Annotated in this window: 23 protein-coding genes and 2 tRNA genes; 7 read left to right on the top strand and 18 right to left on the bottom strand. The window is 65.6% G+C overall.

Annotated features, from left to right (window positions below):
• Positions 1–6 precede the first annotated feature (6 nt).
• The 3 genes from thrS to uvrB form a co-directional block, all read right to left on the bottom strand.
• Positions 7–1,914 (bottom strand): threonine--tRNA ligase, encoded by a 1,908-nt coding sequence (gene thrS, locus AC1Q5B_RS14325; RefSeq protein WP_492632274.1) that lies wholly within the window; start codon positions 1,912–1,914, stop codon positions 7–9.
• Positions 1,915–2,182: 268 nt separating this feature from the next.
• Positions 2,183–2,257, bottom strand: a tRNA-Val gene (locus AC1Q5B_RS14320).
• Positions 2,258–2,332: 75 nt separating this feature from the next.
• Positions 2,333–4,354 (bottom strand): excinuclease ABC subunit UvrB, encoded by a 2,022-nt coding sequence (gene uvrB / locus AC1Q5B_RS14315; protein WP_492632273.1) that lies wholly within the window; start codon positions 4,352–4,354, stop codon positions 2,333–2,335.
• Positions 4,355–4,505: 151 nt separating this feature from the next.
• Here uvrB and AC1Q5B_RS14310 point away from each other — a divergent pair, with 151 nt between their 5' ends.
• Both AC1Q5B_RS14310 and AC1Q5B_RS14305 read left to right on the top strand, forming a co-directional pair.
• On the top strand, positions 4,506–5,072 hold the full coding sequence (locus AC1Q5B_RS14310) for a GspH/FimT family pseudopilin (protein WP_492632272.1): 567 nt from the start codon (positions 4,506–4,508) through the stop codon (positions 5,070–5,072).
• 97 nt (positions 5,073–5,169) lie between these two features.
• Positions 5,170–5,246: transfer RNA gene (locus tag AC1Q5B_RS14305), tRNA-Asn, on the top strand.
• 158 nt (positions 5,247–5,404) lie between these two features.
• Here AC1Q5B_RS14305 and AC1Q5B_RS14300 read toward each other — a convergent pair.
• From AC1Q5B_RS14300 to AC1Q5B_RS14275, 6 genes are read right to left on the bottom strand one after another with little or no spacing between them, the layout of a single operon-like run.
• Positions 5,405–5,836: a type IV pilin protein gene (locus AC1Q5B_RS14300; protein WP_492632271.1), complete on the bottom strand. Its 432-nt coding sequence runs from the start codon at positions 5,834–5,836 to the stop codon at positions 5,405–5,407.
• Between the two features lie 3 nt (positions 5,837–5,839).
• The gene (locus AC1Q5B_RS14295; protein WP_492632270.1) at positions 5,840–9,448 is read right to left on the bottom strand and encodes a PilC/PilY family type IV pilus protein; all 3,609 of its coding nucleotides are present in this window, start codon (positions 9,446–9,448) and stop codon (positions 5,840–5,842) included.
• On the bottom strand, positions 9,445–9,984 hold the full coding sequence (locus tag AC1Q5B_RS14290; protein ID WP_492632269.1) for a pilus assembly PilX family protein: 540 nt from the start codon (positions 9,982–9,984) through the stop codon (positions 9,445–9,447). The genes AC1Q5B_RS14295 and AC1Q5B_RS14290 overlap by 4 nt, the downstream gene beginning before the upstream one ends.
• Positions 9,981–10,808 (bottom strand): PilW family protein, encoded by an 828-nt coding sequence (locus AC1Q5B_RS14285; RefSeq protein WP_492632268.1) that lies wholly within the window; start codon positions 10,806–10,808, stop codon positions 9,981–9,983. The genes AC1Q5B_RS14290 and AC1Q5B_RS14285 overlap by 4 nt, the downstream gene beginning before the upstream one ends.
• The gene (locus tag AC1Q5B_RS14280; RefSeq protein ID WP_492632267.1) at positions 10,805–11,290 is read right to left on the bottom strand and encodes a type IV pilus modification PilV family protein; all 486 of its coding nucleotides are present in this window, start codon (positions 11,288–11,290) and stop codon (positions 10,805–10,807) included. The genes AC1Q5B_RS14285 and AC1Q5B_RS14280 overlap by 4 nt, the downstream gene beginning before the upstream one ends.
• Positions 11,287–11,844 (bottom strand): GspH/FimT family pseudopilin, encoded by a 558-nt coding sequence (locus AC1Q5B_RS14275; protein WP_492632266.1) that lies wholly within the window; start codon positions 11,842–11,844, stop codon positions 11,287–11,289. Before AC1Q5B_RS14275 ends, AC1Q5B_RS14280 begins: the two co-directional genes overlap by 4 nt.
• 162 nt (positions 11,845–12,006) lie before the next feature.
• Between AC1Q5B_RS14275 and AC1Q5B_RS14270 the strand changes: the two genes are divergently transcribed.
• The gene (locus AC1Q5B_RS14270) at positions 12,007–13,038 is read left to right on the top strand and encodes a sensor histidine kinase (RefSeq protein ID WP_492632265.1); all 1,032 of its coding nucleotides are present in this window, start codon (positions 12,007–12,009) and stop codon (positions 13,036–13,038) included.
• Between the two features lie 9 nt (positions 13,039–13,047).
• Here AC1Q5B_RS14270 and ppnN read toward each other — a convergent pair whose 3' ends face one another.
• The 5 genes from ppnN to grxD form a co-directional block, all read right to left on the bottom strand.
• A complete protein-coding gene (gene ppnN / locus AC1Q5B_RS14265; protein WP_492632802.1) occupies positions 13,048–14,436 on the bottom strand; it encodes a nucleotide 5'-monophosphate nucleosidase PpnN in 1,389 nt (462 codons plus the stop codon).
• A gap of 124 nt (positions 14,437–14,560) precedes the next feature.
• The gene (locus AC1Q5B_RS14260) at positions 14,561–17,980 is read right to left on the bottom strand and encodes a TonB-dependent receptor (RefSeq protein WP_492632264.1); all 3,420 of its coding nucleotides are present in this window, start codon (positions 17,978–17,980) and stop codon (positions 14,561–14,563) included.
• A 263-nt stretch (positions 17,981–18,243) separates the two neighbouring features.
• Positions 18,244–18,846, bottom strand: a complete 603-nt coding sequence (locus AC1Q5B_RS14255; protein WP_492632263.1) for a YhgN family NAAT transporter — start codon at positions 18,844–18,846, stop codon at positions 18,244–18,246.
• A complete protein-coding gene (locus AC1Q5B_RS14250; RefSeq protein ID WP_492632262.1) occupies positions 18,843–19,589 on the bottom strand; it encodes an SDR family NAD(P)-dependent oxidoreductase in 747 nt (248 codons plus the stop codon). The genes AC1Q5B_RS14255 and AC1Q5B_RS14250 overlap by 4 nt, the downstream gene beginning before the upstream one ends.
• Entirely contained in the window at positions 19,586–19,906 is a 321-nt protein-coding gene (gene grxD, locus AC1Q5B_RS14245) for a Grx4 family monothiol glutaredoxin (RefSeq protein WP_327483512.1), read from the bottom strand. The genes AC1Q5B_RS14250 and grxD overlap by 4 nt, the downstream gene beginning before the upstream one ends.
• Positions 19,907–20,062: 156 nt before the next feature.
• Here grxD and AC1Q5B_RS14240 point away from each other — a divergent pair, with 156 nt between their 5' ends.
• Positions 20,063–20,641: a superoxide dismutase gene (locus tag AC1Q5B_RS14240; RefSeq protein WP_492632261.1), complete on the top strand. Its 579-nt coding sequence runs from the start codon at positions 20,063–20,065 to the stop codon at positions 20,639–20,641.
• Between the two features lie 75 nt (positions 20,642–20,716).
• Here AC1Q5B_RS14240 and AC1Q5B_RS14235 read toward each other — a convergent pair whose 3' ends face one another.
• The gene (locus tag AC1Q5B_RS14235; protein ID WP_492632260.1) at positions 20,717–21,859 is read right to left on the bottom strand and encodes a 5-(carboxyamino)imidazole ribonucleotide synthase; all 1,143 of its coding nucleotides are present in this window, start codon (positions 21,857–21,859) and stop codon (positions 20,717–20,719) included.
• The gene (gene purE, locus AC1Q5B_RS14230; protein ID WP_492632259.1) at positions 21,856–22,365 is read right to left on the bottom strand and encodes a 5-(carboxyamino)imidazole ribonucleotide mutase; all 510 of its coding nucleotides are present in this window, start codon (positions 22,363–22,365) and stop codon (positions 21,856–21,858) included. Before purE ends, AC1Q5B_RS14235 begins: the two co-directional genes overlap by 4 nt.
• A 63-nt stretch (positions 22,366–22,428) precedes the next feature.
• Here purE and AC1Q5B_RS14225 point away from each other — a divergent pair, with 63 nt between their 5' ends.
• Genes AC1Q5B_RS14225 through AC1Q5B_RS14215 form a run of 3 tightly spaced genes read left to right on the top strand, consistent with a single transcriptional unit; the run spans position 22,429 to position 23,904 of the window.
• A complete protein-coding gene (locus AC1Q5B_RS14225) occupies positions 22,429–22,698 on the top strand; it encodes a Trm112 family protein (RefSeq protein ID WP_492632258.1) in 270 nt (89 codons plus the stop codon).
• Positions 22,695–23,561, top strand: coding sequence for a carboxylating nicotinate-nucleotide diphosphorylase (gene nadC / locus AC1Q5B_RS14220; protein ID WP_492632257.1), 867 nt, complete (start codon positions 22,695–22,697; stop codon positions 23,559–23,561). The genes AC1Q5B_RS14225 and nadC overlap by 4 nt, the downstream gene beginning before the upstream one ends.
• 7 nt (positions 23,562–23,568) lie before the next feature.
• A complete protein-coding gene (locus AC1Q5B_RS14215) occupies positions 23,569–23,904 on the top strand; it encodes a DUF3301 domain-containing protein (protein WP_492632256.1) in 336 nt (111 codons plus the stop codon).
• Between the two features lie 53 nt (positions 23,905–23,957).
• Here the strand turns inward: AC1Q5B_RS14215 and AC1Q5B_RS14210 are convergent, their stop codons facing one another.
• Positions 23,958–24,413 carry a ClpXP protease specificity-enhancing factor gene (locus AC1Q5B_RS14210; protein WP_492632255.1) on the bottom strand — a complete coding sequence of 152 codons (456 nt, stop codon included), beginning with the start codon at positions 24,411–24,413 and terminating at the stop codon, positions 23,958–23,960.
• A gap of 65 nt (positions 24,414–24,478) precedes the next feature.
• Positions 24,479–25,114: a glutathione S-transferase N-terminal domain-containing protein gene (locus tag AC1Q5B_RS14205; RefSeq protein ID WP_162339302.1), complete on the bottom strand. Its 636-nt coding sequence runs from the start codon at positions 25,112–25,114 to the stop codon at positions 24,479–24,481.
• Between the last annotated feature and the right edge of the window lie 95 nt (positions 25,115–25,209).

The following is a 25,209-nucleotide window of genomic DNA, read 5'->3' as shown; positions in this document are numbered from 1 at the left end:
GGAACCTTATTGCGCGGCGTGCTCGCTACGCAAACGTTCGGCGAAGGCGGCAACGGACATGCTGCCCAGGTCTTCACCGGAACGCGTACGCACGGCGATGGCGCCATTTTCCTTCTCGCGGTCGCCGACCACCAGCAGGTAAGGCACCCGCTGCAGCGTGTGCTCGCGAATCTTATAGCCGATCTTCTCGTTCCGCAAATCGGCCGCCACCCGGAAGCCTTGATTTGCAAGGGTTTTCCGGACCTCGGCCACATAATCGGCCTGGGCGTCGGTGATATTCATCACCACGGCCTGCTGGGGCGCCAGCCAAGACGGGAATGCACCAGCATGGTGCTCGATCAGGATGCCGATGAAGCGCTCCATCGAGCCCACGATGGCCCGGTGCAGCATCACAGGATGCTGGCGCTGGCTGTTCTCGTCCACGTACTCGGCGCCCAGGCGGCCGGGCATCATGAAATCGACCTGCATCGTGCCCAGCTGCCAGGTCCGGCCGATGGCGTCCTTCAGGTGGTACTCGATCTTGGGGCCGTAGAAGGCACCTTCGCCCGGCAGCTCCTGCCATTCCACTCCGCAGCTGCGCAGCGCGGCGCGCAGGGCGACCTCGGCCTTGTCCCAGGTGGCATCGTCGCCCAGGCGCGATTCGGGGCGCAGGGCGATCTTGATCTGGATGTCCTCGAAACCGAAGTCCGAGTACACCTTCAGCGCCTGCTGGTGGAACGCGGTGACCTCGGCCTCGATCTGGTCTTCCGTGCAGAAGATATGGCCGTCGTCCTGGGTGAAGCCGCGCACGCGCAGGATGCCGTGCAGCGCGCCCGACGGCTCGTTGCGGTGGCAGGCGCCGAACTCGCCGTAGCGGATCGGCAGGTCGCGGTAGCTGTGCAGGCCCTGGTTGAAGACCTGGACGTGGCCCGGGCAGTTCATCGGCTTGACCGCGTAGGTGCGGTTCTCCGACTCGCTGAAGAACATGTTTTCCTTGTAGTTGTCCCAGTGGCCGGACTTCTTCCACAGGGCGACGTCGAGGATCTGCGGACAGCGCACTTCCTGGTAACCGCTGTCGCGATAGACCTTGCGCATGTACTGCTCGACCACCTGCCAGATGGCCCAGCCCTTCGGATGCCAGAACACCAGTCCGGGCGCCTCTTCCTGCAGGTGGAACAGTTCCTGCTGCTTGCCGATCTTGCGGTGGTCGCGCTTCTCGGCTTCCTCGATGCGCTGGATGTACGCCTCCAACTGCTTCTTGTCGGCCCACGCCGTGCCGTAGATGCGCTGCAGCTGCTCGTTCTTGGCGTCGCCGCGCCAGTAGGCGCCGGAGATGCGGGTCAGCTTGAACGCCTTCAGGAACCGCGTGTTCGGCACGTGCGGGCCGCGGCACATGTCGACGTATTCCTGGTGGTAGTACAGGCCCATCGCCGTGACCTCGGGCCCCATGTCGTCGATCAGGCGCAGCTTGTAGTCCTCGCCGCGTGCCTTGAACACCTCGACGACCTCGGCGCGCGGCGTCATCTTCTTGATGACGTCGTAGTCCTGCGCGATCAGTTCCTGCATGCGCTGCTCGATCGCCGCGAGATCCTCGGGCGTGAACGGGCGCTCGCTGTAGATGTCGTAGTAGAAGCCTTCGGCGATGACGGGCCCGATGACCATCTTCACGTCCGGATACAGCTGCTTCACCGCATGGCCGACCAGATGGGCGCAGGAATGGCGGATGATCTCCACGCCCTCCTCGTCCTTGGGCGTGATGATGCGCAGCGCGGCGTCGTGGTCGATGACGTCACTGGCATCGACCAGCACGCCATCGACCGCACCGGCGACGGTGGCCTTGGCCAGCCCTGCGCCGATGGACTGCGCCACCTGCATGACGGAAACGGGGTTCTCGAACTCGCGGCGGCTGCCGTCGGGGAGCGTGATCGTGATCATCGGTTGGGCTATCCAGTTGCCTGCGAACAGGACGTTGGCATTGGAAAGTCCGGCCACGAATGGCCGGGCTCTTGTTCAGGGACGAACGAAGGACATGAAAAAAGCGCCACGAAGGCGCCTACGGGATGCAGTGCCTCGGGGAGTACCAGGTTCAGGCGATGGTAGTGCTCATGTCGCACGCTCGGCCGGCGTTGCCGCGGGCCACCTCGTGAATACGGATGGCGCATCGGGCCGGCTCCGAAAGTCCGGAATCCACGCTGTGGAAGCGTGGTGGGCGGTACAGGGTTCGAACCTGTGACCCCTACCATGTCAAGGTAGTGCTCTACCGCTGAGCTAACCGCCCGGTCTGCCCTTTGCAGGGGCGCGAATTCTAGCCCGGAAGCAGGGTCGCCGACAACCGGTGGCGCGCATCCGGCGATCAGCCGCCCAGGCTGGCTTCCTTCAGCCGCTGGATCTGGTCGCGCAGGCGCGCGGCGTCCTCGAATTCCAGGTCGCGTGCGTGCTGGTACATCTGCTGCTCCAGCGCCTTGATCTTGGCTACCGCCTTCGCCGGATCCATGACGCCGTACTCGGCCGGCTCCTCGGCCACGCGACGGGACTTGCCACGCCCGCCCCTGCCCTCGCTGGCGGCTTCGCTGCGCGCGCCCTCCAGGATGTCCACGATGGGGCGGGCCACGGATTTCGGCGTGATGCCGTGCTCCAGGTTGTATTCCACCTGCTTCTCGCGGCGCCGGCTGGTCTCGTCGATCGCCGCCTGCATCGACCGGGTCATCCTGTCCGCATACAGGATCGCCTTGCCGCGCAGGTTGCGGGCGGCGCGGCCGATGGTCTGGATCAGCGAGCCGGTCGAGCGCAGGAAGCCCTCCTTGTCGGCGTCGAGGATCGCCACCAGCGACACCTCCGGCATGTCCAGGCCTTCGCGCAGCAGGTTGATGCCGACCAGCACGTCGAACTTGCCCAGCCGCAGGTCGCGGATGATCTCCACGCGCTCCACGGTATCCACGTCGGAGTGCAGGTAGCGCACCTTGATGCCGTGCTCGCCCAGATATTCGGTCAGGTTCTCCGCCATGCGCTTGGTCAGCGTGGTGACCAGCACGCGGTCGCCCCACGAGACGCGCAGGTTGATCTCGGACAGCAGGTCGTCCACCTGCGTGCCGACGGGGCGGATCTCGACCTCCGGATCGATCAGCCCGGTGGGGCGCACGACCAGCTCGACGATCTCGCCGGCGGACTCGCGCAGCTCGTACGGCCCGGGCGTCGCCGACACGTAGATGCTGCGGGGCGAACGTGCCTCCCATTCCTCGAAGCGCAGCGGCCGGTTGTCCAGCGCCGACGGCAGGCGGAAACCGAATTCCACCAGCGTCTCCTTGCGCGAGCGGTCGCCCTTGTACATCGCGCCGATCTGCGGAATGGTCACGTGCGATTCGTCGATCACCAGCAACGCGTCGGCGGGCAGGTAGTCGAACAGCGTCGGCGGCGGCTCGCCCGGCGCCTTGCCGGTCAGGTGGCGGGAGTAGTTCTCGATGCCGGAACAGAACCCGACTTCCGCCATCATTTCCACGTCGAACTGGGTGCGCTGCGCGAGCCGCTGCGCTTCGACCAGCTTGTTCTGCGCGTACAGCTGCTCCAGCCGATCCCTCAGCTCGACCTTGATGGTGTCGATCGCCGCCAGCACGCGCTCGCGGGTGGTGGCGTAGTGGGTCTTGGGATAGACGGTGTAGCGCTGCAGCTTGCGCAGCGACTCGCCGGTCAACGGATCGAACAGGCTGAGCCCCTCGACCTCGCCATCGAACAGCTCGATGCGCACGGCTTCGGCATCGCTCTCCGCCGGGTGCACGTCGATGATCTCGCCGCGCACGCGGAACGTGCCGCGCTGCAGTTCGTATTCGTTGCGGGTGTACTGCAGCTGGGTCAGGTGGCGGATCAACTCGCGCTGGTCGATGCGCTCGCCGAGCGACAGGATCAGCCGCAGGGACAGGTAGTCCTCGGGCGCGCCCAGGCCGTAGATGGCGGAGACGGTGGCCACCACCAGCGCGTCGGGGCGCGACAGCAGCGTCTTGGTCGCCGCCAGCCGCATCTGCTCGATGTGTTCGTTGATCGAGCTGTCCTTCTCGATGAAGGTGTCGCTCGACGGCACGTAAGCCTCGGGCTGGTAATAGTCGTAGTAGCTGACGAAGTACTCGACCGCGTTGTGCGGAAAGAACGCCTTGAACTCGCCATACAGCTGCGCGGCCAGCGTCTTGTTGGGCGCCATGATCAGGGTCGGCTTCTGCACCTGCTGCACCACGTTGGCGATGGTGTAGGTCTTGCCCGAGCCCGTCACGCCGAGCAGCGTCTGCTTCGCCAGGCCGGCTTCGAAATTCCCGACGAGTTTCTGGATCGCCTGCGGCTGGTCGCCGGCCGGGGAATAAGGGGAAACAAGCTGGAAACGGTCGGTCATGGCGCGCAACCCGGAGACAAGCGAGCGAGTATAGCGATGGGCGTGTGACAGGGGCCGCGGCGAAATCCTACATGCGGACAGGTCCAGACCTGATGGCCGGGAGTGCGTCCCGCCGCGAACCTGATTCCGCACGATCCACAAGGAGCTGTCGATGGCAAGGATGCCCTCGCCTCCCCGCCAGGGGAGTCATGTACGTCGCACACCACCCGCGCGAGGTTTCACGCTGGTGGAAACCGCGGTCACCCTGTCCGTGCTGGCGCTCCTGGTCGCCATCGGCCTGCCGTCGATGCGGGAATTCAGGGGCCGCCAGCAGGCCAGCGCGGTAGCGAATCTGCTGACGTCCCACTTCGCCTCGGCGCGGATGACCGCCATCAGCCACAACGTCCCGGTCATGGTCTGCCCCAGCGACGGCGCCGGCATTTGCCGGCAGGGCACCGACTGGGGAGGCCATTGGCTGTCCTTCCGCGATCCGGACGGAAATCGCGAGCCGGACGACGGCAACGACATCTACCGGAACGACACCGTGCCAGGCAGCCCGAGCATCCGCGTGGTGTCCAGCCGGGGACGCCAGCACGTCCGATACCAGCCCACCGGCATGAGCTACGGCACCAACCTGACCATCCGGATCTGCCTCGACGGCCGCGTCGCCAGCAGCGTCATACTGAACAACACCGGTCGCGCACGCACCGTGCGGGGCGACCTGAAGACGCCATGCTGATTCCGTCGCCGCAAGCCCGGAGGCCCGCGTGCCTCGCGTAGCCTTGACTCCACCGAGGCTTGTCCCCGCCGGAATCGCTGGCTACAATACGCGCCCCGCCCGAATAGCTCAGCCGGTTAGAGCACTTGACTGTTAATCAGGGGGTCGTTGGTTCGAGTCCAACTTCGGGCGCCAAGTCAAAGAAAAAGCCGCATCGAAAGATGCGGCTTTTTTTATTCCCTTTCCCGTCACTTCGCCGGGAAGAGGCTTTTCCTTCTGCAGAGATTCTCGACACTGTGGTCAGTGGCGCGCATGCCTATCGCAGCAACACATGCTCAAGCACGCCGGACACCTCACCAACAGCCATTCGTGGTAGGCAAGCGATTGCCGGCCTGGTCGATCGACAGGGTGCCGCAGCGGTCATCCACCTGGCTGCCCTGCGGCGTCGCGGTTAGCAAAAAGGCCCTGGCCTCCAGGCGGTCCGTAACGGGTTCGACCCTGTAGAACCTGCTCACGTCCGCATCGCAGGTAAAGGCCTCCGGAGTGCCGTCAGCGTTGTAAGCCAGTGCAGTAGTGTAGAAGCGCTCCATCTGCTGCGCCGCCTGCAAGAGGCAGGCGGTGCCACCTGCGCGCCGACCCTTGCGCACATGCTCGAGGTAGCTGGGCAGGGCGATCGAGGCGAGGATGCCGATGATCGCCACCACCACCATCAGTTCGATCAAGGTGAAACCAGCGAGCGCACGGGGCGCGGCCTTGGCGGGAAACATCATCTGTCCGGTCTCCATGAATCAGTCCCTCCGGATCTCGCGCCACGAAGCGCGATCCCAGCGCGGTGCGGCCGTGCGCACGGTGTTCAATCCAGCGCCGCCGCTGCCACCGACCCCCAGCAGACCACGCAACAGGTTCGGCAGGGTCGGCATACCATTGCCCAGGTTCACAGAGCCCACCGGCAGGTTGCCGGTCACCGCCGTGTCCTCGGTAACCCCATCACCGTTGAGGTCGAAATATGAAATGCTGCCACTGGTACCGGTGAAAGCATCCAGTGCATTGATATAGCCGGTGCCGCTGGAACTGCAGGCGCCGCCCGAGGGGATGATGCTGGCGGTAAGCAGGAAACGGCCCGCCAACTGCGCATCCTGGACGATCCGCTCACCACCGACCGGCAAATCGACGTACCACCCCTTCGACGCGGGAGGCAGCGCTGTGCGCGGCTCGAAGGCGCGCACATTGCCTTCCGTCACCTGTACAACGCGCTCGGTCAGATCGTCACGCGTGCGGGTCGCATTTTCGTCGATGAACCCGTACATGCTCTGCACGTCGGTGCTTCCGGGCTGCGCATCTTCGGCGGTCAGGTAGCGACCGGTGCCGAAGAAGACCCAGCGCTTCCGGGTCAGCGGATGGACACCCACCGCCACACCGCCCGTGATGGGCTGCGCCTTGCCATCAGCGTCCTGTGCGGTGAACAGGCGCGTGGCGGTCCAGGATCCCGGCGTCACCGAGGTCAGGTCGAACTTCCACACATTGCCTTGCATATCGCCGGCGTAGACATAGGCCAGTGTCCTGCCGTCGGGGCCGTAAACGCCCGTCGCCGAAGTCAGACCGTTGGGCACAAGCGTGCTGCCAACGCCGGTATCGATTTCACGGATCACGGCGCCTGTGTTCATGTCCAGGACGATAAGCACCGCGCGTTCGTTGGTGCTGTTGGGCCCATTGGCAACCACCGCGGCCGCCCTGCGCGTGCCGGTATTCACGTTGGCCAACAACGGTTTGCTGAGGACAAGACCCATGTTGCCGGCAGGCGTGTCCGCACGCTCCCACTTGAAGTTGGTCGCCGCCATCGCTGCGGGATCGGTGACATCCAGCGCATACAGTCCCTTGCCGCCACGCCCCAGGCTTCCCACCAGGATGTTGGTACTGGCGGAGGTCAGGGTACGCGGACTGACCGCGATGGGGCCATCCACGAAATACCGGTGTGCGTAGTCGCCACGGCTCAACGTGGACAGCAGGCCCAAATTGACGATGCTGGGGATGTAGGCGAAGAGTTCCTCGCCGCTGCTCGCGTTGAAGGCATGCAGCATGCCGTCGTTGGCGCCGACGTAGAGCGTATTCGTATCGGCGACGTAAGCGGGTGAGGAATTGATGATATCGCCCAACACGCTGGCACGCCTGCGCAGGCGGGGTGCTTCGGTGCCTTCCAGGCTCGTGTCGCCCTTGATGTAGTCGGCATTCTTCGCGCCGGTCACCGGATAGTTGAACGTGTCACCGGTTCGCGCCAGCGCTGTCGTCTGGGTGGTGGTGGGGAACGTCCGTCCGATGCCACCTTCGGAGGTGAAGACCTTGCGGGTGCTCCAGTCGCCGATGCTCGCATTCCACATTTCGGCACCGTCCGACGCCCTGCTGGCTCGCAGGCCGCCCTTCCAACTGCCCTGCTCGTAGCTGGCGTTGAACACCAGCGTGCTGGCCTCCGGCGATACGGAGGTGGACACGACGTTGGAATAGGAGCTGCTGCGCCGTTCGATCTCGCTCAAGGCATCTTGCAACGCCTTGGTGAACCTGTCCGAATCGTTGGCCAGCACGTATCGGCCACGCCCATTCACTGCCGCATGCCACAGATCATCAATGCTGCTGGCGGTATTGTTGACGGAGATGGGCCAGCTCTTGGTGCCCGCGGTGATGGCCGGCAGATCGGTTTCCGGATCCAAGCTGCCGGCCGCACCCAGCGATACGGAGAAAGTCACCATATGCTGGTGGCTGGCCGGGTCGTCGATCGACGCCGGCACGTTGTTCACCATGTCCGGACGCAGGTCGTTCTTCCAGTAGTACATCGCGATATCGGCCAGCGTGTCCGCTTGATTATCGCCCTTGTACGGCAAGGGGAAGGAACCATCCTGCTCGCCGACCTTCTGGCCTACGCCCGTGTAATCGTATGTCGGATCGTCGCCGTTTGAATCGTTGCGATAACCATCGGTGGTCAGGATCATGTAGCTCTGACGGCAGCTGAATTGCTCCACCGGTGTACCGGGACCCCACGGCCCCGTGGTCGTATGGTCAGTGGCGAAGTAATTGCCCGCATTCCATATTGCGGAGCGCAACGGCGTGGAGCCCGAACCGTTTTCGGAATATAGCCGCTGGAACCACGCAGTACGATTGTTGTCGGCGCCGGTGGTGCCGTTGGGATCGTCGAACAGGCCCTGGTTGCGCGTGACCGGAATGGGTTTGGCGCGCGATAGCGGGTGGGTATTCCACCTGCCCCCGGTCGGCCACACACCACCGCCAGGAATGACCGTGTTGCTCTGCGACATGTCGTTCCAGATATTGCGGTAGCCGACACGGTAATTCGAGCCGATCTGCGAGAATGCGCGTCCAGCACCCGACTTGGCAACCTTGAAACGGGTACGGTGATAGGAATACCAGGTAGCGAAGTTGGTGCGCTCGTCAGCCGCCGAGCGGCCGGCAGGTCTCGCTGCGCTGGTGGGCGTCGCAGCGGTGCAGTTCGTCCAACGTGTGCCGACGCATCCATCCTCGTTACTGGTGTAATAGGTGATCGTCAGGCTGGCGCCGATGAAACCCGTAGCTACCCTACCCCTCAAGCCTAAGTAGATCACCGTTCCTGCAGCCGGGTTGTTGATCGACCTTGTTTTGGTCGCAGCAGAACCCGTGTTCCGGTTTTCATAGTTTGTCGTGGTGGGCTGAGCTCCATAACGGTAATAAAGCTCGGCGTCCGAGCCTGTCACCGTGATCGTGACATTTACCGTATTGGCCGGAACCGTGAACGTCGGGTAGCCCGTCACCAAGGTCTGGCCTACTCCTCCGATGAGGCCGGTCCTGGGATAGCCAAGCACCGGATACCCCCCCGACCATTCAGAGCGTTCCACCGTGCCATTGGTCAGAATCTGATAACGCCAGTAGTTGGCGACATTGCCGAACGTGGTGGAATCGCCGGTATTCTTGGGCACATAGTAGGTCTGTGTAGACCCCGACAGATTGATGGTGCCCGTATCGAAGGGAGGCACCAGCGCAACATGCGAATAGGCGGCGGTGTACGACGTACCGCCCGTCATCTCCGAACCGTCGGGGTTCACCCAAGGCCGGTAATCCTTGAAGGGGTTGTAGTAGATCGTGTTACGCGCGTAGGTCTGCCTGGCTATGTTGAGACCGGACACGCTCGGCACCGCGTCCGGCATGTAGTCCCACTGCATCGAGCCGGAGTTGTCCAGCACCATCAGGATGTTCGGCGGTATCCGCGCGCCGGTGGTCATCGGATCGGGCGGAATCGTGACGCCGGCATTGACCGGGAGCGCCAGCAGGGTCGCCAGAAAGGCCATCGGTGCACTCCACCAAGGGCGGTGGCCGGCACGCTGACGAGTCGGATGCAGGGGAGAAGAAGGAGTGTTCATGGCTCATCCGGGATACGGCTGATGACGGTGGCTTGCACGAGCACGTCGGCGCGGCCTGCGGAACGACTGCGTGCGGTCACGCGGTACAAGGGGTTGGCGCAGTTGAGGGTGGAGCCGGAGGTGGTATCGCAACCACCGGGCTGGCCCGGCCCTGTACCGACATACTCGATCCAGTATTCGGGATTCTCCGGAATCATCGCGTTGTCGTAGCTGTCATCGGGCACTTCACGCCACACGGGCGCGGAACCGCTGGGACAGATACTGTCGGACGCGCAGTCACCCGCCGTCGGGATCCGGCTGTCCCAGTTCCCCGCACCAAGCACCTGATCCTGCGCGAAACGAAGCGCGCCCTCTGCGGCCTGGAAAGCGACGCTGCGGTCGCGCAGGTTGGCGGCCATGCGCTCCTGCATCGCGGAGCTGCGCATGATGGCCAGACCCAAGATAGCCGTCACCACCAGCAGGACCAGCACCACGATCAGGGCAATACCCTGCTGATCACCGCCCGCCGCGACAGGGCGGATACGAGAGGATTTCATAGCGTACGTCCCCGCAGGCTGACGACGTTGGAGACTCGGCGCCTCAGGTCGCGACCATCGACGTCCGCGCCCTGTAGGGTCATGTTGATCCGGACGGCGACCACATCGTCGCCAGGCGTGTTGTTGTAGACGGCTTCATCACGCTGGCGATAGCCGAATGCGATGTCCTGAACGCCGTCGATCACTTCCTCCCGATCGCCGCCCATCCGCGACATGTAAAGAGATCTGCCACCGCGACCGTTGTCCTGCACGAACCACGCCACGTCACGGAAGCGGGCCAGCACCACCGACGGCAGCAGTGCGGCATCAGTCACAGGATAGTCCGGCAGCCCATCGAAACTGACCGTCATTCCCGTCACCCCGGTAGCGGCCACCACGTGGGTACGGCTGCTGTTGCACAGCATGATGAGGTTGCCGACGGTGAACGCATCGGAGGCCGCGTCGAGGTCCTCGTCATCCAGCGTGACGGAGCTGGACGTCGTACTCTCCACGCGGTAGGCGGTATCGTCGCCGGAGAACACCCGCAACGACGTGGCATCACCCTGGATGGGCGAACCGCTGAACTGGGTGGCCTCTGCATTGGTGCCCACGATTTCCGAGTACCGCGAACAGGCGCTGCCACCGGCGGCCCGGATGTCGCGGGACATCAACTCGAACGCGATGCGGGCGTTTTCCTGGATCCGGTTCAGACCTTCGTTCGAGCGATAGGTCGCCTGGTTGGACTGCAGGATCGCGAAAGCGGCACCTGTGACCAGCAAGCCAAGCACCAGCGCAACCATAAGTTCGATGAGGCTGAATCCGGTGGCAAGACGGCGGGACGTCATATCGTCGTCCTCGTCACTACAGTCCGCGTGTTGCCACCTCCCGCACGCGAGTCGTCCCACTGGACGGTAATCACGCAGGCTTCCGGGCAACCGGTGATCTGCCCGCAAGTGGTGGCATCAGTGTCGTCATTGGTGATGTTGTTCTTCAGATCGGTGATCCAGGTCTGCAGGTCGCTCCCGGCCACGCCGGCACCCGCCACCGCCGTACACACCATGCCGCCAGTGTTGTAGGCCTCCGCGTTGGCACCGTTGGCGCGCATGGCTTCGAGGATGGCGTTGGTCTGCATGACCGCCTGGCTGGTTTCCAGCGAACTCTGCCCGCCACGCAGGGCGACGGATTGCATGGCGGCCACGCCGAGGAGGCCAATGCTCAGCACCACCACGGCCACCAGCACCTCGATCAGGCTGATGCCGCGCACCGAGCGCGGGCCACGTGGCGAGCCCGAAAGAGCGCCTGCACGATTGCGATGACGATGATTCATGAGCAGGCTCCTCCACCATTGGCCCGTTCGGTGACGATGTGTCCGGCCACACTGATCGTGATCACCCGCTGGTTGTCGGCGGGACGGGTGGTCGGAATGCAGACGGTCAACACCTCGGCAGCAGGAATGAGGCCTGCGGAATTGAACGTGATGCCGGCTTCCGGTCCAGCGAGCTGCACATTGCCGGGGAACAGTCCGCCGCGCACGACGTCTTCTCCAGCAGCGAGGTTGTTGTTTCCGACGACGGCCCACCCCCCCCACTCGGCACCGTCCGAGCAGGTCGTGCCATCGGTGCTGCGACACAGACGGACCGGCGCATTCCGCCGGATGGCCTCCACACGCGCCAGCTGGGCGGCGGCGGTCAACTCGCCCGCCGTACTGGAAAGACGGTTGGAATTCATCAACGCAACCATCGACGGCGCAGCGATGGCCGAGAGGATGGCGATCACCGCGATGGTCACCATCAGTTCGATGAGCGTGAAGCCCCGCTGGCGCTGCCGATGACTACCAAAGGCGCGGCCGCGTCCGGCATCGCTCGGGTGTGAGACGGACATACTCTTCCCCTTGTTGACGGCTTACCCTAGCCTCAACCTCCGGCACCGACCAGTTCTTCCCGAATGAACGGCGCGATTCGCCGCCTCAATGGCGAATCGGGGCCGGCAAAACCCTTCTAAACCCCACCCTCACCCCTTTCCTGTCCCCTCTTCGCCCGCCCCATGGCTACTCCCCCGTCCGTGTTGAGCCCGCTCGACACCCTCTGGCAGGCCAGGACCCTCGTGTGGGTGCTGTTGGCTGGCGAGTCGCTGGCTGCGATCCTGGCGATCACGCCGGGCCGGGAAGGCGATCGCCTCACCTATTTCGGTGTGGCGTCGCTCGCAATACAGTGGATCGTGCTGACTGCGCTGGGCTTGCTGTATCTGCTGCGCCGGCCACTTTCCCGGACCAGCCCACCGTTCATTGCACAGGTCGGACTTGGCGCACTGCTGGCGAGTACCTGGATCGTGCTGTTGGCCGGCTGGCTGGCGCTACGGAACCTCATGCCGGTGCCGGACGGTGGCTGGCTGACCCTTTCACTACGCATCACCGCCATTGCACTGATCATGGGCCTGCTCGGGTTGGGCGCCTTCCAGGCCCAATGGCGCGCGCGCCAACTGGCAGTGGCGGCAGAACACGCCAAGCTCCAGGCCTTGCAGGCGCGCATCCAGCCGCACTTCCTGTTCAACACGCTCAACACCGGCATCTCCCTGCTGCATGCGAAGCCGGACCTGGCGGAGCAGTTGCTGCTGGACCTGTCGGACCTGTTCCGGGCGGCGCTGTCGCAACGCGCTTCCCTGAGTCTGGAAGAGGATCTCTCGCTGGCGCGTCGGTACCTCGAGATCGAGCAGCTGCGCCTTGGGGAACGCCTTCAGCTGCACTGGGACGTCCCCGACCTGCTGCCGGCGCTGCAGGTGCCGACGCTGTCGATCCAGCCGCTGGCCGAGAACGCGATCCGCCATGGCATCGAGCCGGCGACGGCGGGCGGCGAAGTCAGCATCCGGGTCGGGCTGATCGACGGCCATCTGCAGGTCACCGTCGCCAACACCATGCCGCCGGCATCGGCGCAGGCCTCCCCGGGCCACCAGGTCGGGCTCAGCTCGGTGCGCGCCCGCATCCACGCCGCGACCCAGGGCCGCGGTCGCGTCGATACCCGGATCGCCGACGGCCGCTACTCCGCCACCGTCCAGCTGCCGCTCGACGCGCCGGGCTAGCGTCGGACGTCAGGTCACCACGCGGTAGCAGGGCTTGTACTCGCCCGCGATCTTCATGCGCCGCTGTTCGACGAAGGCGCGCAGCAGCGCATCCAGTGCCTGCATCATCGCGGCATCGCCATGGATCTCGAACGGGCCGAACTCCTCGATCCGGCGCATGCCGTCTTCCTTGACGTTGCCGGCGACGATGCCGGAGAACGCACGCCGCAGGTCGGCAGCCAGATCGTGCACGGCACGGCCGGGACGCAACTGCAACGCCGCCATCGCCTCGTGCGACGGGATGAAGGGCTGCTGGTAGTCCTCGGGAATCTGCACAGCCCAGTTGAAGAAGAACGAATCCTTGTGCTCGATGCGGTACTCGCGCACCTTGCGGATGCCGGCGACCATCTTCTTCGCCACGGCGACGGGGTCACCGATGATGATCTCGTAACGCTCGGCCGCCGCGTCGCCCAGCGTCAGGCGGATGAAGCGATCGATCTGCTCGAAGTACGGCGCGGCGATCGTCGGGCCGGTGAGGATCAGCGGGAACGGCAGATGCGCGTTGTCCGGGTGCAGCAGGATGCCGAGCAAGTAGAGGATCTCTTCCGCCGTGCCGACGCCGCCGGGGAACACCAGGATGCCGTGGCCGATGCGGACGAAGGCCTCCAGGCGCTTCTCGATGTCCGGCATGATCACCAGGTGGTTGACGATCGGATTCGGCGATTCGGCCGCAATGATGCCGGGTTCGGTCACGCCGATGTAGCGCGTCTTGGCGCGGCGCTGCTTGGCGTGCGCGATGGTCGCGCCCTTCATCGGCCCTTTCATCGCCCCCGGGCCGCAGCCGGTGCAGATATCCAGGCCACGCAGGCCCAGCTCGTAGCCGACCTGCTTGGTGTACAGGTATTCGTCGCGCGAGATCGAGTGTCCGCCCCAGCAGACGACCAGGTTGGGATCGCTCGGCTTGAGGATGCGCGCATTGCGCAGCAGTCCGAACACCGCGTTGGTGATGCCGGCCGAGGATTCCAGGTCGGCCGCGTATTCCGGGCCGAGTTCGATGGCGGTGTACGCCAGGTCGCGCACCACCGCGAACAGCAGCTCGGCGATGCCACGGATGATCTCGCCGTCCACGAACGCCATCGCCGGCGCGTTGATCAGGTCGATGCGCACGCCGCGGTCCTGCTGCAGGACCTGGATGTCGAAATCCGGATAGAGGTCGCGCGCCGCGCGCGGATCGTCGGACGCGCTGCCGCTGGTCAGCACGGCCAGCGCGCAACGGCGAAGCAGTTCGTGCATGCCGCCGCTGGACGCGTCGCGCAGGCGCGCCACTTCGGCGCGGGAAAGTACGTCCAGGCCGCCGCGCGGGTAGATCCGCGCGTCCTGCACCGGCAACGCCCTCGATGCCGTTTCACTCATGGGAATTCCTGTCATCCGTTCGTCAGAGGCGGGACTTTAGCGCAGTCATGGGGGCAAGAGGAGCCCGCCCAAAAGAAAACGGCCGGGTTGCCCCGGCCGTTCGTGGTGCATTCCGTTGGCGAGCCGCGGATCAGAACTCGTACTTGAAGCCCACCTGCAGCGACCACTGCGAAATGCCGTTGGTCTGGCTGTCGGCGTTGGTCGGGATGCCCAGCGCGGTCGACTGGCCGAACTCCGTGCCGCTGCGGTAGCCGTACACGTACTGGCCGTTGTGGATGCCCTGCAGGGTCGCCACCGCGTTGTTGGCGTTGAAGCCGTAGTCGATGACGTGGCCCCAGTCCTTGTTGATCAGGTTGCCGACGTTCTGGATGTCGACCCACAGCTTGGACTTGTGGCCCTTCATGAAGCCCGGCAGCTCCTGGCTGATGCGGATGTCGAAGGTGTTGACCCAACCCGAGGTGAAGCCGTTCTCGGGCGCGTACGTCCCCTTGTAGCGGCTCAGGCCTTCCTGCGTTTCCAGCCATGCCCAGAACGCCTGCTCCATCGCCGCGTTCGGAGTGAACACGCCGGTGGCGCTCAGGCTGCCGAACTTGACGTCGTTGCCGGTGCCGTTGGGCACGTAGAACAGGTCGTTGAAGGTGCGGTTGTCGCCGTTGGCGTCGCCCGAGAAGATGTAGCTGTACGGACGGCCGCTGCGGCCCTCGTAGAACAGGCCCACCTGGGTGGCGTAGTCACCGAAGAACTTGTGCGACCAGTTCAGCGAACCGCTGAAGCGGTCCTTGATCTCGTAACGCGCGGTGCTGCTGGTCGGCTCGTTGATGTTGACGCCCAGCTGCGAACCGTAGCCCGAGCCCGCAGTGGAGCTGGTCAGCGCCGAGACTTCTTCGGCGTTGGTACGCGTGTAGCCCAGGGTCCACGACCAGTCGCTTTCGCTCGAGGCCGGCTTGGACAGCGAGACCGTCAGCTGCTGGCCCTTGCCCTTGTTGGTGTTCTCCAGCAGGAAGACGTCACCGAAGTAGGCGTTGCGGCCGGTACGCGCGCCGTTGGGCGCCAATGCGCCGGTACCGGCGCTGGTGTTGCCGAACGGACGCGCGCTGTTCGGGTTCCAGTACAGCACGCGACCGTCCGGACCCACGAAACCCGGGCCGACGTTGAGGCTGCGGTAGAACAGGCCGTTCTTGACGTCCGTCAACAGCAGTTCGGCCGACGCCACGATGCCGTTCCACGGAGTTTCGACGTCCATGGCCAGGTTGGCCTTCCACACCGACGGCAGCTCGAAGTCGTCGCTGATGGCGTTGACGTTGCGCACGCCGGTGCCGCCGGCCGGCACGTTCTGGTTCAGGCCATCCGGGCTGAACGGAACCAGCGCCGGATTGGTGTTGTTCTGATAGGAGATGTAGTTCATGCCCGTGTTGCTGTAGGCATTGCCCACCCACACCTGCGGCGCATCGCCCTGGAACAGGCCGATACCGCCACGCAGCTGGGCCGGACGTTCCCAGTCGAACGTGTAGTTGAAGCCGAAGCGCGGCTGGATGACGTAGTCGCCGTTGTAGGTGTTGTTGTTGGCGATGCCGAAGCCGCCGGTGTACGTACCGCCGGTGCAAGCCGGGTTGGTCGTGCCGGGCGCTGCGGCGAAGCACTCGTTGAACGGTGCGGCCGGGCTGGCGCTGGGCTTGTCGGCGCGCACGCCGAGCGTCAGGGTCAGGTTCGGCGTGACGTACCAGGTGTCCTGCACGAAGAAGCCGAGGCCCTTGTTCTTGTAGCGCGCGGCGATCAAGCTCGGATCAGTGGGGTTGGTCTGCAGGTCGTAGTCGAAGTAGCGACCGTTACGCAGGTTGCTGAAATCGGAGACGCGAACGCCACCCACCAGCGGACGCGGGACGTAGAAGCTGTAGTTGCCCCAGTAGTCCTGCAGGAAGAAGTTGTAGATCTCGTTTTCGCTGTATTCGGCACCGAACTTGATGTCGTGGTCGCCGACGGTCCAGGTGGCCGAACCGAAGTAGTTCCAGGTCTCGGTCAGCAGGGCGTTGCCGGGCGAGCTGCGCTCGGTACCCAGTCGGATCGCATCCAGGCCGGCGAAGCTGTTGTTGCTGGTGCCGATCGGGTTGTCGTTGCCGTTGCCGGCGACGCCGTCGTCGAAATAGACCTGGATGGTCGGCGCGGTGGTCGGGCTGACGCGCACGGCCGAATAGTCGCGGTAGGACACCTTGAACTCGGTCGAGAACGTGTCGGACCAGTCGCTGAACAGCTGGCCGACGTAGCTTTCCACGGTCTTGACGTGGTTGTACCAGTTGGAGCTGAGCGACAGGATGCTGGCCGTCGACGCTTCCGGACGTACGCGGTTCTGCTCGAGCTTGCTGTAGCGCAGGCTGGCGCGATGGGCGTCGCTAATGTTCCAGTCCAGCTTCAGCGCGTACTCTTCCAGTTCGGTATCGCCGGCGCCGGTCAGGTCGCCCGGCTCGAAACCCCACAGCGTGCGCGCGATGTTCTGCACTTCCGCCAGGTCAGCCGCGCTGAAGTCGGCGGTGCCTGCGGCCAGAGGATTCGTGCCCTGGCTCTTGCCCGCCGGACCGATGTTGGTCTGCTTGAACTTTTCGTAGTTGGCGAAGAAGAACAGCTTGTCCTTCACGATCGGGCCGCCCAGGGTGACACCCCAGGTGGTCTCGTCGTCGTATTCGTCGAACGGCAGGCCGGTGACGTTCAGCGAGCTGCCGGCGATGCGCGACGGATAGTCGCCGAACCAGTCGCCGTCGCGGTAGGTGCCATACACGGAGCCGTGGAATTCGTTGGTGCCCGACTTGGTCACGGCGTTGACGTTGGCGCCGGCGGCGCCGGCCATCGTCACGTCGTAGTTGGACAGGTTGACGTCGATGGCTTCGATGGCTTCCATCGACACCGGCTGGCGCTGGGTCGGCATGTTGTTGCCTTCCAGGCCGAAGGTATCGCTGGCCGACACGCCGTCGATGGTGATCTTGTTGAAGCGCGGATTCTGGCCGCCGGCGGTGATGCTGCCCGAGGCGCGATCGCTGAAGGTCACGCGCGGATCGAGGCGCATGAAGTCCTGGATGTTGCCGTTCATCGAGGGCAACGCCTCGATGGTGACGCGGTCGACGCTGGTACCCGAACCCATCTTGGTGGCGCTGAACACTTCCGAGCCACCCGAGAAGCCCACGGCCGTGACCGTCTCCAGCGTGGTCAGGTCGCCGGTCAGTGCGGCGTTGACGGTGCTGGTCTGGTTGAGCTGCAGGAAGATGTTGTCTTCGGTCTTGGTGCCCGAACCCGACTTGGTGATCGTCACCTGGTACGGACCGCCCACACGCAGGCCGCGCGCGGTGTAACGGCCGCTGGCATCGGTGGTGGCGCGGCTGACCGTGCCGGATTCGACGTGGGTGATGGTCACCTCGGCACCGGCGACGGGCTGGCCGCCGTTGTCGGTAACCAGGCCGCCCAGGCCGGACGAGGTGCTCTGCGCGAAGGCAGGCGCGGCGGCGAGCGCGACGACGAGGCCAAGGCTGAGCTTGGACAGGCGAAGACGACGGGATTGGTTCATCGGATAAACCTCAGGTACGGGAGTGATGTGGCGAAGCTGGCTGACGGACGTGCGCGGAAGCGACCCGTAAGGTCGTTTCGAAAGGCGTGCTAGGGGTTCCCATGGCCCACGCGACGTTCGCGGAGGTTAATAACAGGTTAACACGATAGGACCATTTTGTGACCGCGGCATGACAAATTTTCCGCAGTGCAGCACGGCCGGCAACTCGCCATCGCGGGTGCCTTGATCCGACGATCCGGCCACCCCGCGGCCGGCCTGTTCCGTCAGATGTTGGGGGGTGTCAACTTCAGGTACGTGCCGATGCCATCCAGCACCATCTGGACGGAAATGGCGACCAGAAGCATGCCCATTAGCCGCTCGATCGCGGTCAGTACGCGTCGGCCCAGCCACTTGTAGAGGACCGTCGCCGAGAACAGGATGACCGCCGTGGCCCCCCAGGCCAGCAGCAGGGCGAGGCTCCAGTCGCCCAGCCGGGACGGATCGTTGCTGCCCATCAGCATGACGGCCGCCATGCCGGACGGACCGGCGACGAGCGGAATGGCCAGGGGCACGATGAAGGGCTCACCGCCCGGCAGTTCCCCCATCAGGCCTTCCGGCCGGGGGAAGATCATCCGCACGCCGATCAGGAACAGCACGATGCCGCCCGCGATGGCAACCGACTCCTGACGCAGGTGCATCAGCTCCAGGGCGTACTTGCCGCCCCACAGGAACAGCATCAGCACGACCAGCGCGATCAGCAGCTCGCGCACCACCACGATGCGCTGCCGGCGCGGCGTCAGCGGCTTGAGCACGCTGAGGAACACCGGGATGTTGCCCAGCGGGTCCAGGATCAGGAACAGCAGGAGGGCCGCCGACAGGACAGTCATGCCCGCACCTTCCATATCTGCCCCCTGTACGTGGCGCCTGCAGATGACAGCAGGGTGACACAGGCCGACGCGTAATCGCCGGCGTCGCGCGCCTGCGTGTCGGTATCGTCGGCGTACGCGCGCGACCGCAATCCGGTCCGCATCGGGCCGGGCTGCAGCGCGGAAACCCGCACGGCGCTGTTGGCCAGTTCGGCGTGCAGCATGCCGACCAGCGAGGTCAGTCCGTGCTGCGCCACGCCATAAGCGCCCCAATAGGCTTGTCCGACACGCCCCAGATCGTCGACGCTGAAGACCAGTGCCGCATCGTCCGACTGCTTGAGCAACGGCAGGCAAGCCTGCGACAGCCACCACGGGGCGGTGAGGTTGACGTGCACGACGCGCGCGAAGGCGGCCGGATCGGTGTGCTCGAGCGGCGTCAGTCCCTTGAACTCGGCTGCGCAATGGAGCACGCCGTCCAGCCGACCCAGTCCGGCGTGCAACCGGTCGGCGAGTTCGGCGTAGTCGTCGGGCGTCGCGCCCTCCAGGTCGAGCGGATACAGCAAGGGCTCCGCGCCGACCTGCGCCACCGCGTCGTAGACGCGGTTCAACTTAGGCACCTTGCGCCCCAGCAAGACCACCGTCGCGCCCGCCTCCGCACACGCGACGGCCGCCGCGCTGCCGAGCCCGCCATGCGCGCCGCTGACCAGCACGACACGCTGGTCCAGCGCGCGCGGTGCGCGCGTCGGCAGGCCGACCAGACTCACGGCGCGTACGCCTCGGTCACGATCCGCTGCAGTTCGCCCGACTCGTGCAGTTCCAAGGTGATGTCGCAACCACCGATCAGTTCGCCGTTGATGAAGAGCTGCGGGAACGTCGGCCAGTTGGAGAAGCGCGGCAGGTTGGCCCGGATCTCGGGCTCTTCCAGCACGTTGATCACGTGGAGCTGTTCCGCGCCCGCTTCGCGCAGCGCATGCACGGCCCGGCTGGAGAAACCGCACATGGGGAACTGCGGCGTGCCCTTCATGAAAAGGACGATCGGGTGGCCATCCACTTCGGCCTGGATGCGTTCCATCACCGGCATGCTGATTTCTCCTTCCTTGACGGTTTGGCAACCACCGTCGGGTACACTTTCGGTCCGTTCCGCCGGCCTCGCCGACGGATTGCATAGTGTAAGCCTTTGCATCGCCCGCCGATGCGGGCACGCCCCTCCGACCTGCCTAGCGTAAGGAACCAAGCCATGGCCATCGAACTGCCCCCCCTGCCCTACGACCGCACCGCGCTGGAGCCGCACATCTCCGGCGAGACCATCGACTTCCATTACGGCAAGCATCACAAGACCTACGTCGACAACCTCAACAAGCTGATCGAGGGAACCGAGTTCGCCGACGCCACGCTCGAGGACATCGTGCGCAAGTCGCAGGGCGGCATGTTCAACAACGCGGCCCAGGTCTGGAACCACACCTTCTACTGGAACTGCCTGAAACCCAACGGCGGCGGCGAACCGACCGGCAAGCTGGGCGAGCTGATCAACAAGGCGTTCGGCGACTTCGCCAAGTTCAAGGAAGAGTTCACCAAGACCGCGATCGGCACCTTCGGCTCCGGCTGGGGCTGGCTGGTGCAGCGTCCGGACGGCTCGCTGGCGCTGGCCAGCACCTCCAACGCCGCCACGCCGCTGACCGGCGAGGACAAGCCGCTGCTGACCATCGACGTGTGGGAACACGCCTATTACATCGACTACCGCAATGCGCGTCCGAAGTACGTGGAATCGTTCTGGGCGCTGGTGAACTGGGACTTCGTGGCCGGCAACCTGCGCTGAGCGCGGAGCACCGATCCACATGAAAACGGCCGGGGAATCCCGGCCGTTTTCTTTTGCATCAGAAGACGAAGACTGCTAGACGGACAATCGCGCCACGACCGGGGCCACCTGGGCCTTGTGTCCGAGCCCCGCACCCACGCGTGCCAGTGCCTGGGCCAACGACGACGCATTGTCCGCGCGCAGCGTGGCATGGCCTACCTTGCGACCCGTGCGCGGCTCCTTGCCGTAGTCGTGCCAGTGGCCGCCGGCTTCCTGCAGCACGGCGCGCGCATCCGGCATCTCGCCGATCCAGTTGAGCATGCACGCATGCCCGAGCACGCGCGTATCGCCCAACGGCAGGCCGAGCACCGCGCGCAGATGGTTCTGGAACTGCGACGTCTCGGCGCCTTCGATCGTCCAGTGCCCGGAGTTGTGCACGCGCGGCGCCATCTCGTTGGCGAGCAATCCTCCTTCCCGATAGAACAGCTCCAGCGCGAACACGCCGACGTAGTCCAGCGCTTCCGCCAACCTGCGCGCATGCGCGCATGCCGTATCCGCCAGCGCTGCATCGACGCGCGCAGGCGCGAGGCTCGCCGACAGCACGCCATCGACATGCCAGTTCTCGGTCAGCGGCCAGGTACGGAACTCGCCATCGCGACCGCGCACGGCCACGACCGACAGCTCGCGCTCGAACGGAATGAAGGCCTCGACGATCAGCCCGACCGTCGCCGCCTGTGCCCCCAACGCCTTCCACGCCGCATCGACATCGGCCGGCGACTTGATGCGGAACTGGCCCTTGCCGTCGTAGCCCAGGCGACGCGTCTTGAGGATGCACGCACCGCCAAGCCGCTCGACTTCGGCGCGCAGCACATCGAGGCTGTCCACGTCGGCGAATGCGCCGACCGGGATGCAGAGTTCCTGGAACAGGGTCTTCTCGACCAGGCGATCCTGCGCCACGGCCAGCGCACGCGGATTGGGAAACACCGGCACGCGATCGGCGAGCCACTCCGCACTTTCCGCGGGAACGTTCTCGAAGTCGAACGTGGCGACGTCCACCTTCGACGCGAACTCGGCCAATGCCGTCTCATCGCGGTAGTCGCCCACCAGCAACGGTGCGAACTGGCCGGCACAGGCATCCGACGCGGTATCCATCACCAGGAAGCGCAGGCCGAGCGGCGCACCGGAGAGCGCGAGCATGCGGGCGAGCTGTCCGCCCCCCAGGATTCCGACGGTGGTCATAGCGGCCGGCGCGGATCGTCGTGCGCCATCACATCGTCGGTCTGGCGCGTGCGGAAAGCATCCAGTGCGGCACCGATCGCCGGATATTCCGACGCCAGCAGCGCCGCAGCGAACAGTCCCGCGTTGGCCGCGCCCGCGTTGCCGATGGCGAACGTCGCCACGGGGATACCCGCAGGCATCTGCACGATGGACAGCAGCGAGTCCATGCCGTTGAGCGCCTTCGACTGCACCGGCACGCCGAGCACCGGTACCGCCGTCTTCGCGGCGAGCATGCCAGGCAGGTGCGCCGCGCCGCCGGCGCCGGCGATGATCGCGCGCAGTCCGCGCGAGGCGGCTTCGTCCGCGTACGAGAACAGCACGTCCGGCGTGCGGTGCGCGGAGACGACCTTCACCTCGTACGGAACACCCAGCGCATCCAGTTTCTGCGCGGCATGCTGCATGGTCTCCCAGTCGGAGCGGGAACCCATCACGATGCCCACCACGGGGCTGGAAACGCTGGCGGTCATGGCCGTCCTCGGTCGCAAAGACGTATTCTACCCTCCTGACCGAACCGCTGATCGAGTCCCCACATGGACCGCAAACTGCTCGACCTCCTCTGCTGCCCCACTACCCGCCAGCCGCTGTCCGTGCTCGATGCGCGCGGGCTGGAAGTGCTGAACCGCGCCATTGGCGAGGGGCAGGTGAAGCGCGCCGACGATACCGCGCAGGCCGACGCGCTGCGCGAGGCGCTGGTCACGCACGACCGCAAGACCGTCTACCGCGTCGAGGACGGCATCCCCGTGCTGCTCGCCGAGGAAGCGATCGCCACCGCGCAGCTCGCCGACTTCCCCGCGCGATGAGCCAGCGCCCGACGCCACCGCCCGCGGACGTCGTGGCTGCGGACGTCGCCCGTGCGCTGGCCGAGGACATCGGCAGCGGCGATGTCACCGCCGCGCTGCTGCCCGACGCGGCCGACATCGCCTACCTGCTGTGCAAGGAAGACGCCGTCATCGCCGGCGGCGCATGGTTCGATGCCTGCCATCGCGCGCTCGATCCCGAGGTCCGGATCGACTGGCGCGTGCGGGACGGCGACCGCGTTCCCGCCGGCACTGTGCTGGCCACCCTGGCCGGCCGCGCACGCGCGCTGGTCACCGCCGAGCGCTCGTCGCTGAACTTCCTGCAGACGCTTTCCGGTACCGCCACCACGACCGCCAACCACGTCGATGCCGTCCACGGCACCGGCTGCACCATTCTGGACACGCGCAAGACCTTGCCGGGCCTGCGGCTGGCGCAGAAGTACGCTGTCCGCTGCGGCGGCGGGCAGAACCACCGCATCGGCCTGTACGACGCGGTGATGCTGAAGGAGAACCACGTGCGCGCCGCCGGCTCACTGAAGGGCGCCATCCGTGCCGCCCGCAGCGCGCAGCCCTCGCTGCCGCTGATCGTGGAAGTGGAAACCCTCGTGCAGCTCGACGAAGCGCTCGCGGAAGGTTGCGAGCGCATCCTGATCGACGACTTCGAGGCCGATGCACGGCGCGAGGCCGTGCGTCGCGCGAAGGCGGCGCCCTACAACGGCCGCATCCCGCTCGAAGTGTCCGGCAGCGTCGACCTGGCCACGCTTCGCGGCATCGCGGAGGATGGCGTGGACTTCGTTTCGATCGGCGGCCTGACCAAGCACATGCGGGCCATTGACCTGTCGCTGAAGCTGGGCCCCGCGCCGTGAGGCCTGCATGTCGCCGTTGAGCGCCCTGCTGTGGCTGATCGCCGGTGGTGCCGCGTTCGCCTACTGGAACGCCGCGCGCGCCGCCGCAGAACGGGCCGGCGTACTGGGCCGCAACGCCTGCAAGGCCGCCGGCGTCATCTGGCTGGACCAGAGCGTGCACGCCAACGGGCTGCGCCTGTGCCGCGGCGAGGATGGCTGGCTGGGGTTCGAGCGCAGCTTCCGCTTCGAGTACTCGCATGACGGCGTCGACCGCCATGTCGGTCGCCTGGTGCTGCGCAAAGGGAAGCTGGTGTCGTTCGTCGGACCGGTCGCCCCCTCGGTGACGCCGATCGATCCGCACTGAGCCGCTACGCGGCTCGGTTACCTGGCAGGCGACACGCCGTAACGGGGTCGCTTCTACTTCACGACACGCAGGAATGGAGGACGCTTGCCTCCCCCGCCGGCGGGCGGCGTGTCGTCGTCGGACGGCGCGTCCTGCGACGTCACCGCATCGCCGTCGCCCGCAGCGTCGGTGTCGTGCGGCACGTCGTCCGGCAGCGCCATGCCCTGCCCCGTCTCGCGCGAATAGATCGCCAGCACCGCGCCGATCGGCACGTGCACCGCATGGCTGACGCCGCCGAAACGCGCGGTGAAGCTGACCGCCTCGTTGTCGATCATCAGCCGCACGACGGCGCGCTCGGCGATGTTCAGCACCACCTTGCCTTCCTTCACCGCGCTGGCGGGCACCTGCACGCCCGCCATCGTCGCGTCCACCAGCAGGTGCGGGGTCATGCCGTTGTCGGCGATCCACTCGTTCAACGCCCGCAACAGGTACGGACGGTGGCTGGTCATGCGGGAGGAGACGTCGGTCATTTCGCTTCTCGGCGGTCCGACGCGATGCGGAATCGCGCCTGGCCGGGGTCATGCACGGCGGTCGGTCAGACCGGGATCTCGCGCAGCTTCTTCTCCGCGTCGGTGAGGCTGCGCAGGAAACCGGGATGCCGGAAGATGCGGTTGCCGTAATCCTCGATCGCCTTGCCGTCCTTGGGCAGCGGCACGTCCAGCGACGGGAGGCGCCAGATGATCGGGGCCATCGCGCAGTCGGCCAGGCTCATTTCGGGATTGAGGAAGAACTTGCTGGCCTTGAACAGCGGCACCGAGGCGGTCAGCAGTTCCTTCAGTCGCTTGCGGCCGGCTTCGGCCTGCTGCTTGTTGCCCAGCTGGATGGCCTGCACCTGCGGCACCCAGTCGTGCTCGATGCGCAGCATGGCCAGGCGCAGGCGGGCGCGCGAGAGCGGGTCGACCGGCATCAGCGGCGGATGCGGGTAGCGCTCGTCGAGGTACTCGCTGACCACCGAGGCGGCATACAGCACCAGGTCGCGTTCCACCAGCGTGGGCACCGAGTGGTACGGATTCAGGTCGATGAGGTCTTCGGGCGGATTCTGCGGATCCACCGGCACCAGGTCGTAGCTCACGCCCTTCGCGGCGAGCACCAGCCGCACGCGGTGGCAGAGCACGTCATCGGTGGAGGAAAACAACGTCAGTGTATTGCGCATACGTGGACTCGCAGCCATTCACGGCTCTCCGACGATCGGAATCCGCCGATCGCACCGACGCCGCCAGCCCCTTGCTGACGGTCGCCACGGTCCCTGAGTGTGCAATCCCCGCC

This window comes from Pseudoxanthomonas sp. GW835-FHT14C01, from assembly GCF_058793715.1.
The sequence above is the reverse complement of the archived record's forward strand: the minus strand, read 5'-3'. Positions and strand labels throughout refer to the sequence as shown.

Bases quoted from the DNA above. Each gene is read 5' to 3' on its own strand.
- thrS (WP_492632274.1), bottom strand. From the start codon at position 1,914: ATGATCACGATCACGCTCCCCGACGGCAGCCGCCGCGAGTTCGAGAAC.
- uvrB (WP_492632273.1), bottom strand. From the start codon at position 4,354: ATGACCGACCGTTTCCAGCTTGTTTCCCCTTATTCCCCGGCCGGCGAC.
- AC1Q5B_RS14310 (WP_492632272.1), top strand. From the start codon at position 4,506: ATGGCAAGGATGCCCTCGCCTCCCCGCCAGGGGAGTCATGTACGTCGC.
- AC1Q5B_RS14300 (WP_492632271.1), bottom strand. From the start codon at position 5,836: ATGGAGACCGGACAGATGATGTTTCCCGCCAAGGCCGCGCCCCGTGCG.
- AC1Q5B_RS14295 (WP_492632270.1), bottom strand. From the start codon at position 9,448: ATGAACACTCCTTCTTCTCCCCTGCATCCGACTCGTCAGCGTGCCGGC.
- AC1Q5B_RS14290 (WP_492632269.1), bottom strand. From the start codon at position 9,984: ATGAAATCCTCTCGTATCCGCCCTGTCGCGGCGGGCGGTGATCAGCAG.
- AC1Q5B_RS14285 (WP_492632268.1), bottom strand. From the start codon at position 10,808: ATGACGTCCCGCCGTCTTGCCACCGGATTCAGCCTCATCGAACTTATG.
- AC1Q5B_RS14280 (WP_492632267.1), bottom strand. From the start codon at position 11,290: ATGAATCATCGTCATCGCAATCGTGCAGGCGCTCTTTCGGGCTCGCCA.
- AC1Q5B_RS14275 (WP_492632266.1), bottom strand. From the start codon at position 11,844: ATGTCCGTCTCACACCCGAGCGATGCCGGACGCGGCCGCGCCTTTGGT.
- AC1Q5B_RS14270 (WP_492632265.1), top strand. From the start codon at position 12,007: ATGGCTACTCCCCCGTCCGTGTTGAGCCCGCTCGACACCCTCTGGCAG.
- AC1Q5B_RS14260 (WP_492632264.1), bottom strand. From the start codon at position 17,980: ATGAACCAATCCCGTCGTCTTCGCCTGTCCAAGCTCAGCCTTGGCCTC.
- AC1Q5B_RS14255 (WP_492632263.1), bottom strand. From the start codon at position 18,846: ATGACTGTCCTGTCGGCGGCCCTCCTGCTGTTCCTGATCCTGGACCCG.
- grxD (WP_327483512.1), bottom strand. From the start codon at position 19,906: ATGCCGGTGATGGAACGCATCCAGGCCGAAGTGGATGGCCACCCGATC.
- AC1Q5B_RS14240 (WP_492632261.1), top strand. From the start codon at position 20,063: ATGGCCATCGAACTGCCCCCCCTGCCCTACGACCGCACCGCGCTGGAG.
- AC1Q5B_RS14235 (WP_492632260.1), bottom strand. From the start codon at position 21,859: ATGACCACCGTCGGAATCCTGGGGGGCGGACAGCTCGCCCGCATGCTC.
- purE (WP_492632259.1), bottom strand. From the start codon at position 22,365: ATGACCGCCAGCGTTTCCAGCCCCGTGGTGGGCATCGTGATGGGTTCC.
- AC1Q5B_RS14225 (WP_492632258.1), top strand. From the start codon at position 22,429: ATGGACCGCAAACTGCTCGACCTCCTCTGCTGCCCCACTACCCGCCAG.
- nadC (WP_492632257.1), top strand. From the start codon at position 22,695: ATGAGCCAGCGCCCGACGCCACCGCCCGCGGACGTCGTGGCTGCGGAC.
- AC1Q5B_RS14215 (WP_492632256.1), top strand. From the start codon at position 23,569: ATGTCGCCGTTGAGCGCCCTGCTGTGGCTGATCGCCGGTGGTGCCGCG.
- AC1Q5B_RS14210 (WP_492632255.1), bottom strand. From the start codon at position 24,413: ATGACCGACGTCTCCTCCCGCATGACCAGCCACCGTCCGTACCTGTTG.
- AC1Q5B_RS14205 (WP_162339302.1), bottom strand. From the start codon at position 25,114: ATGGCTGCGAGTCCACGTATGCGCAATACACTGACGTTGTTTTCCTCC.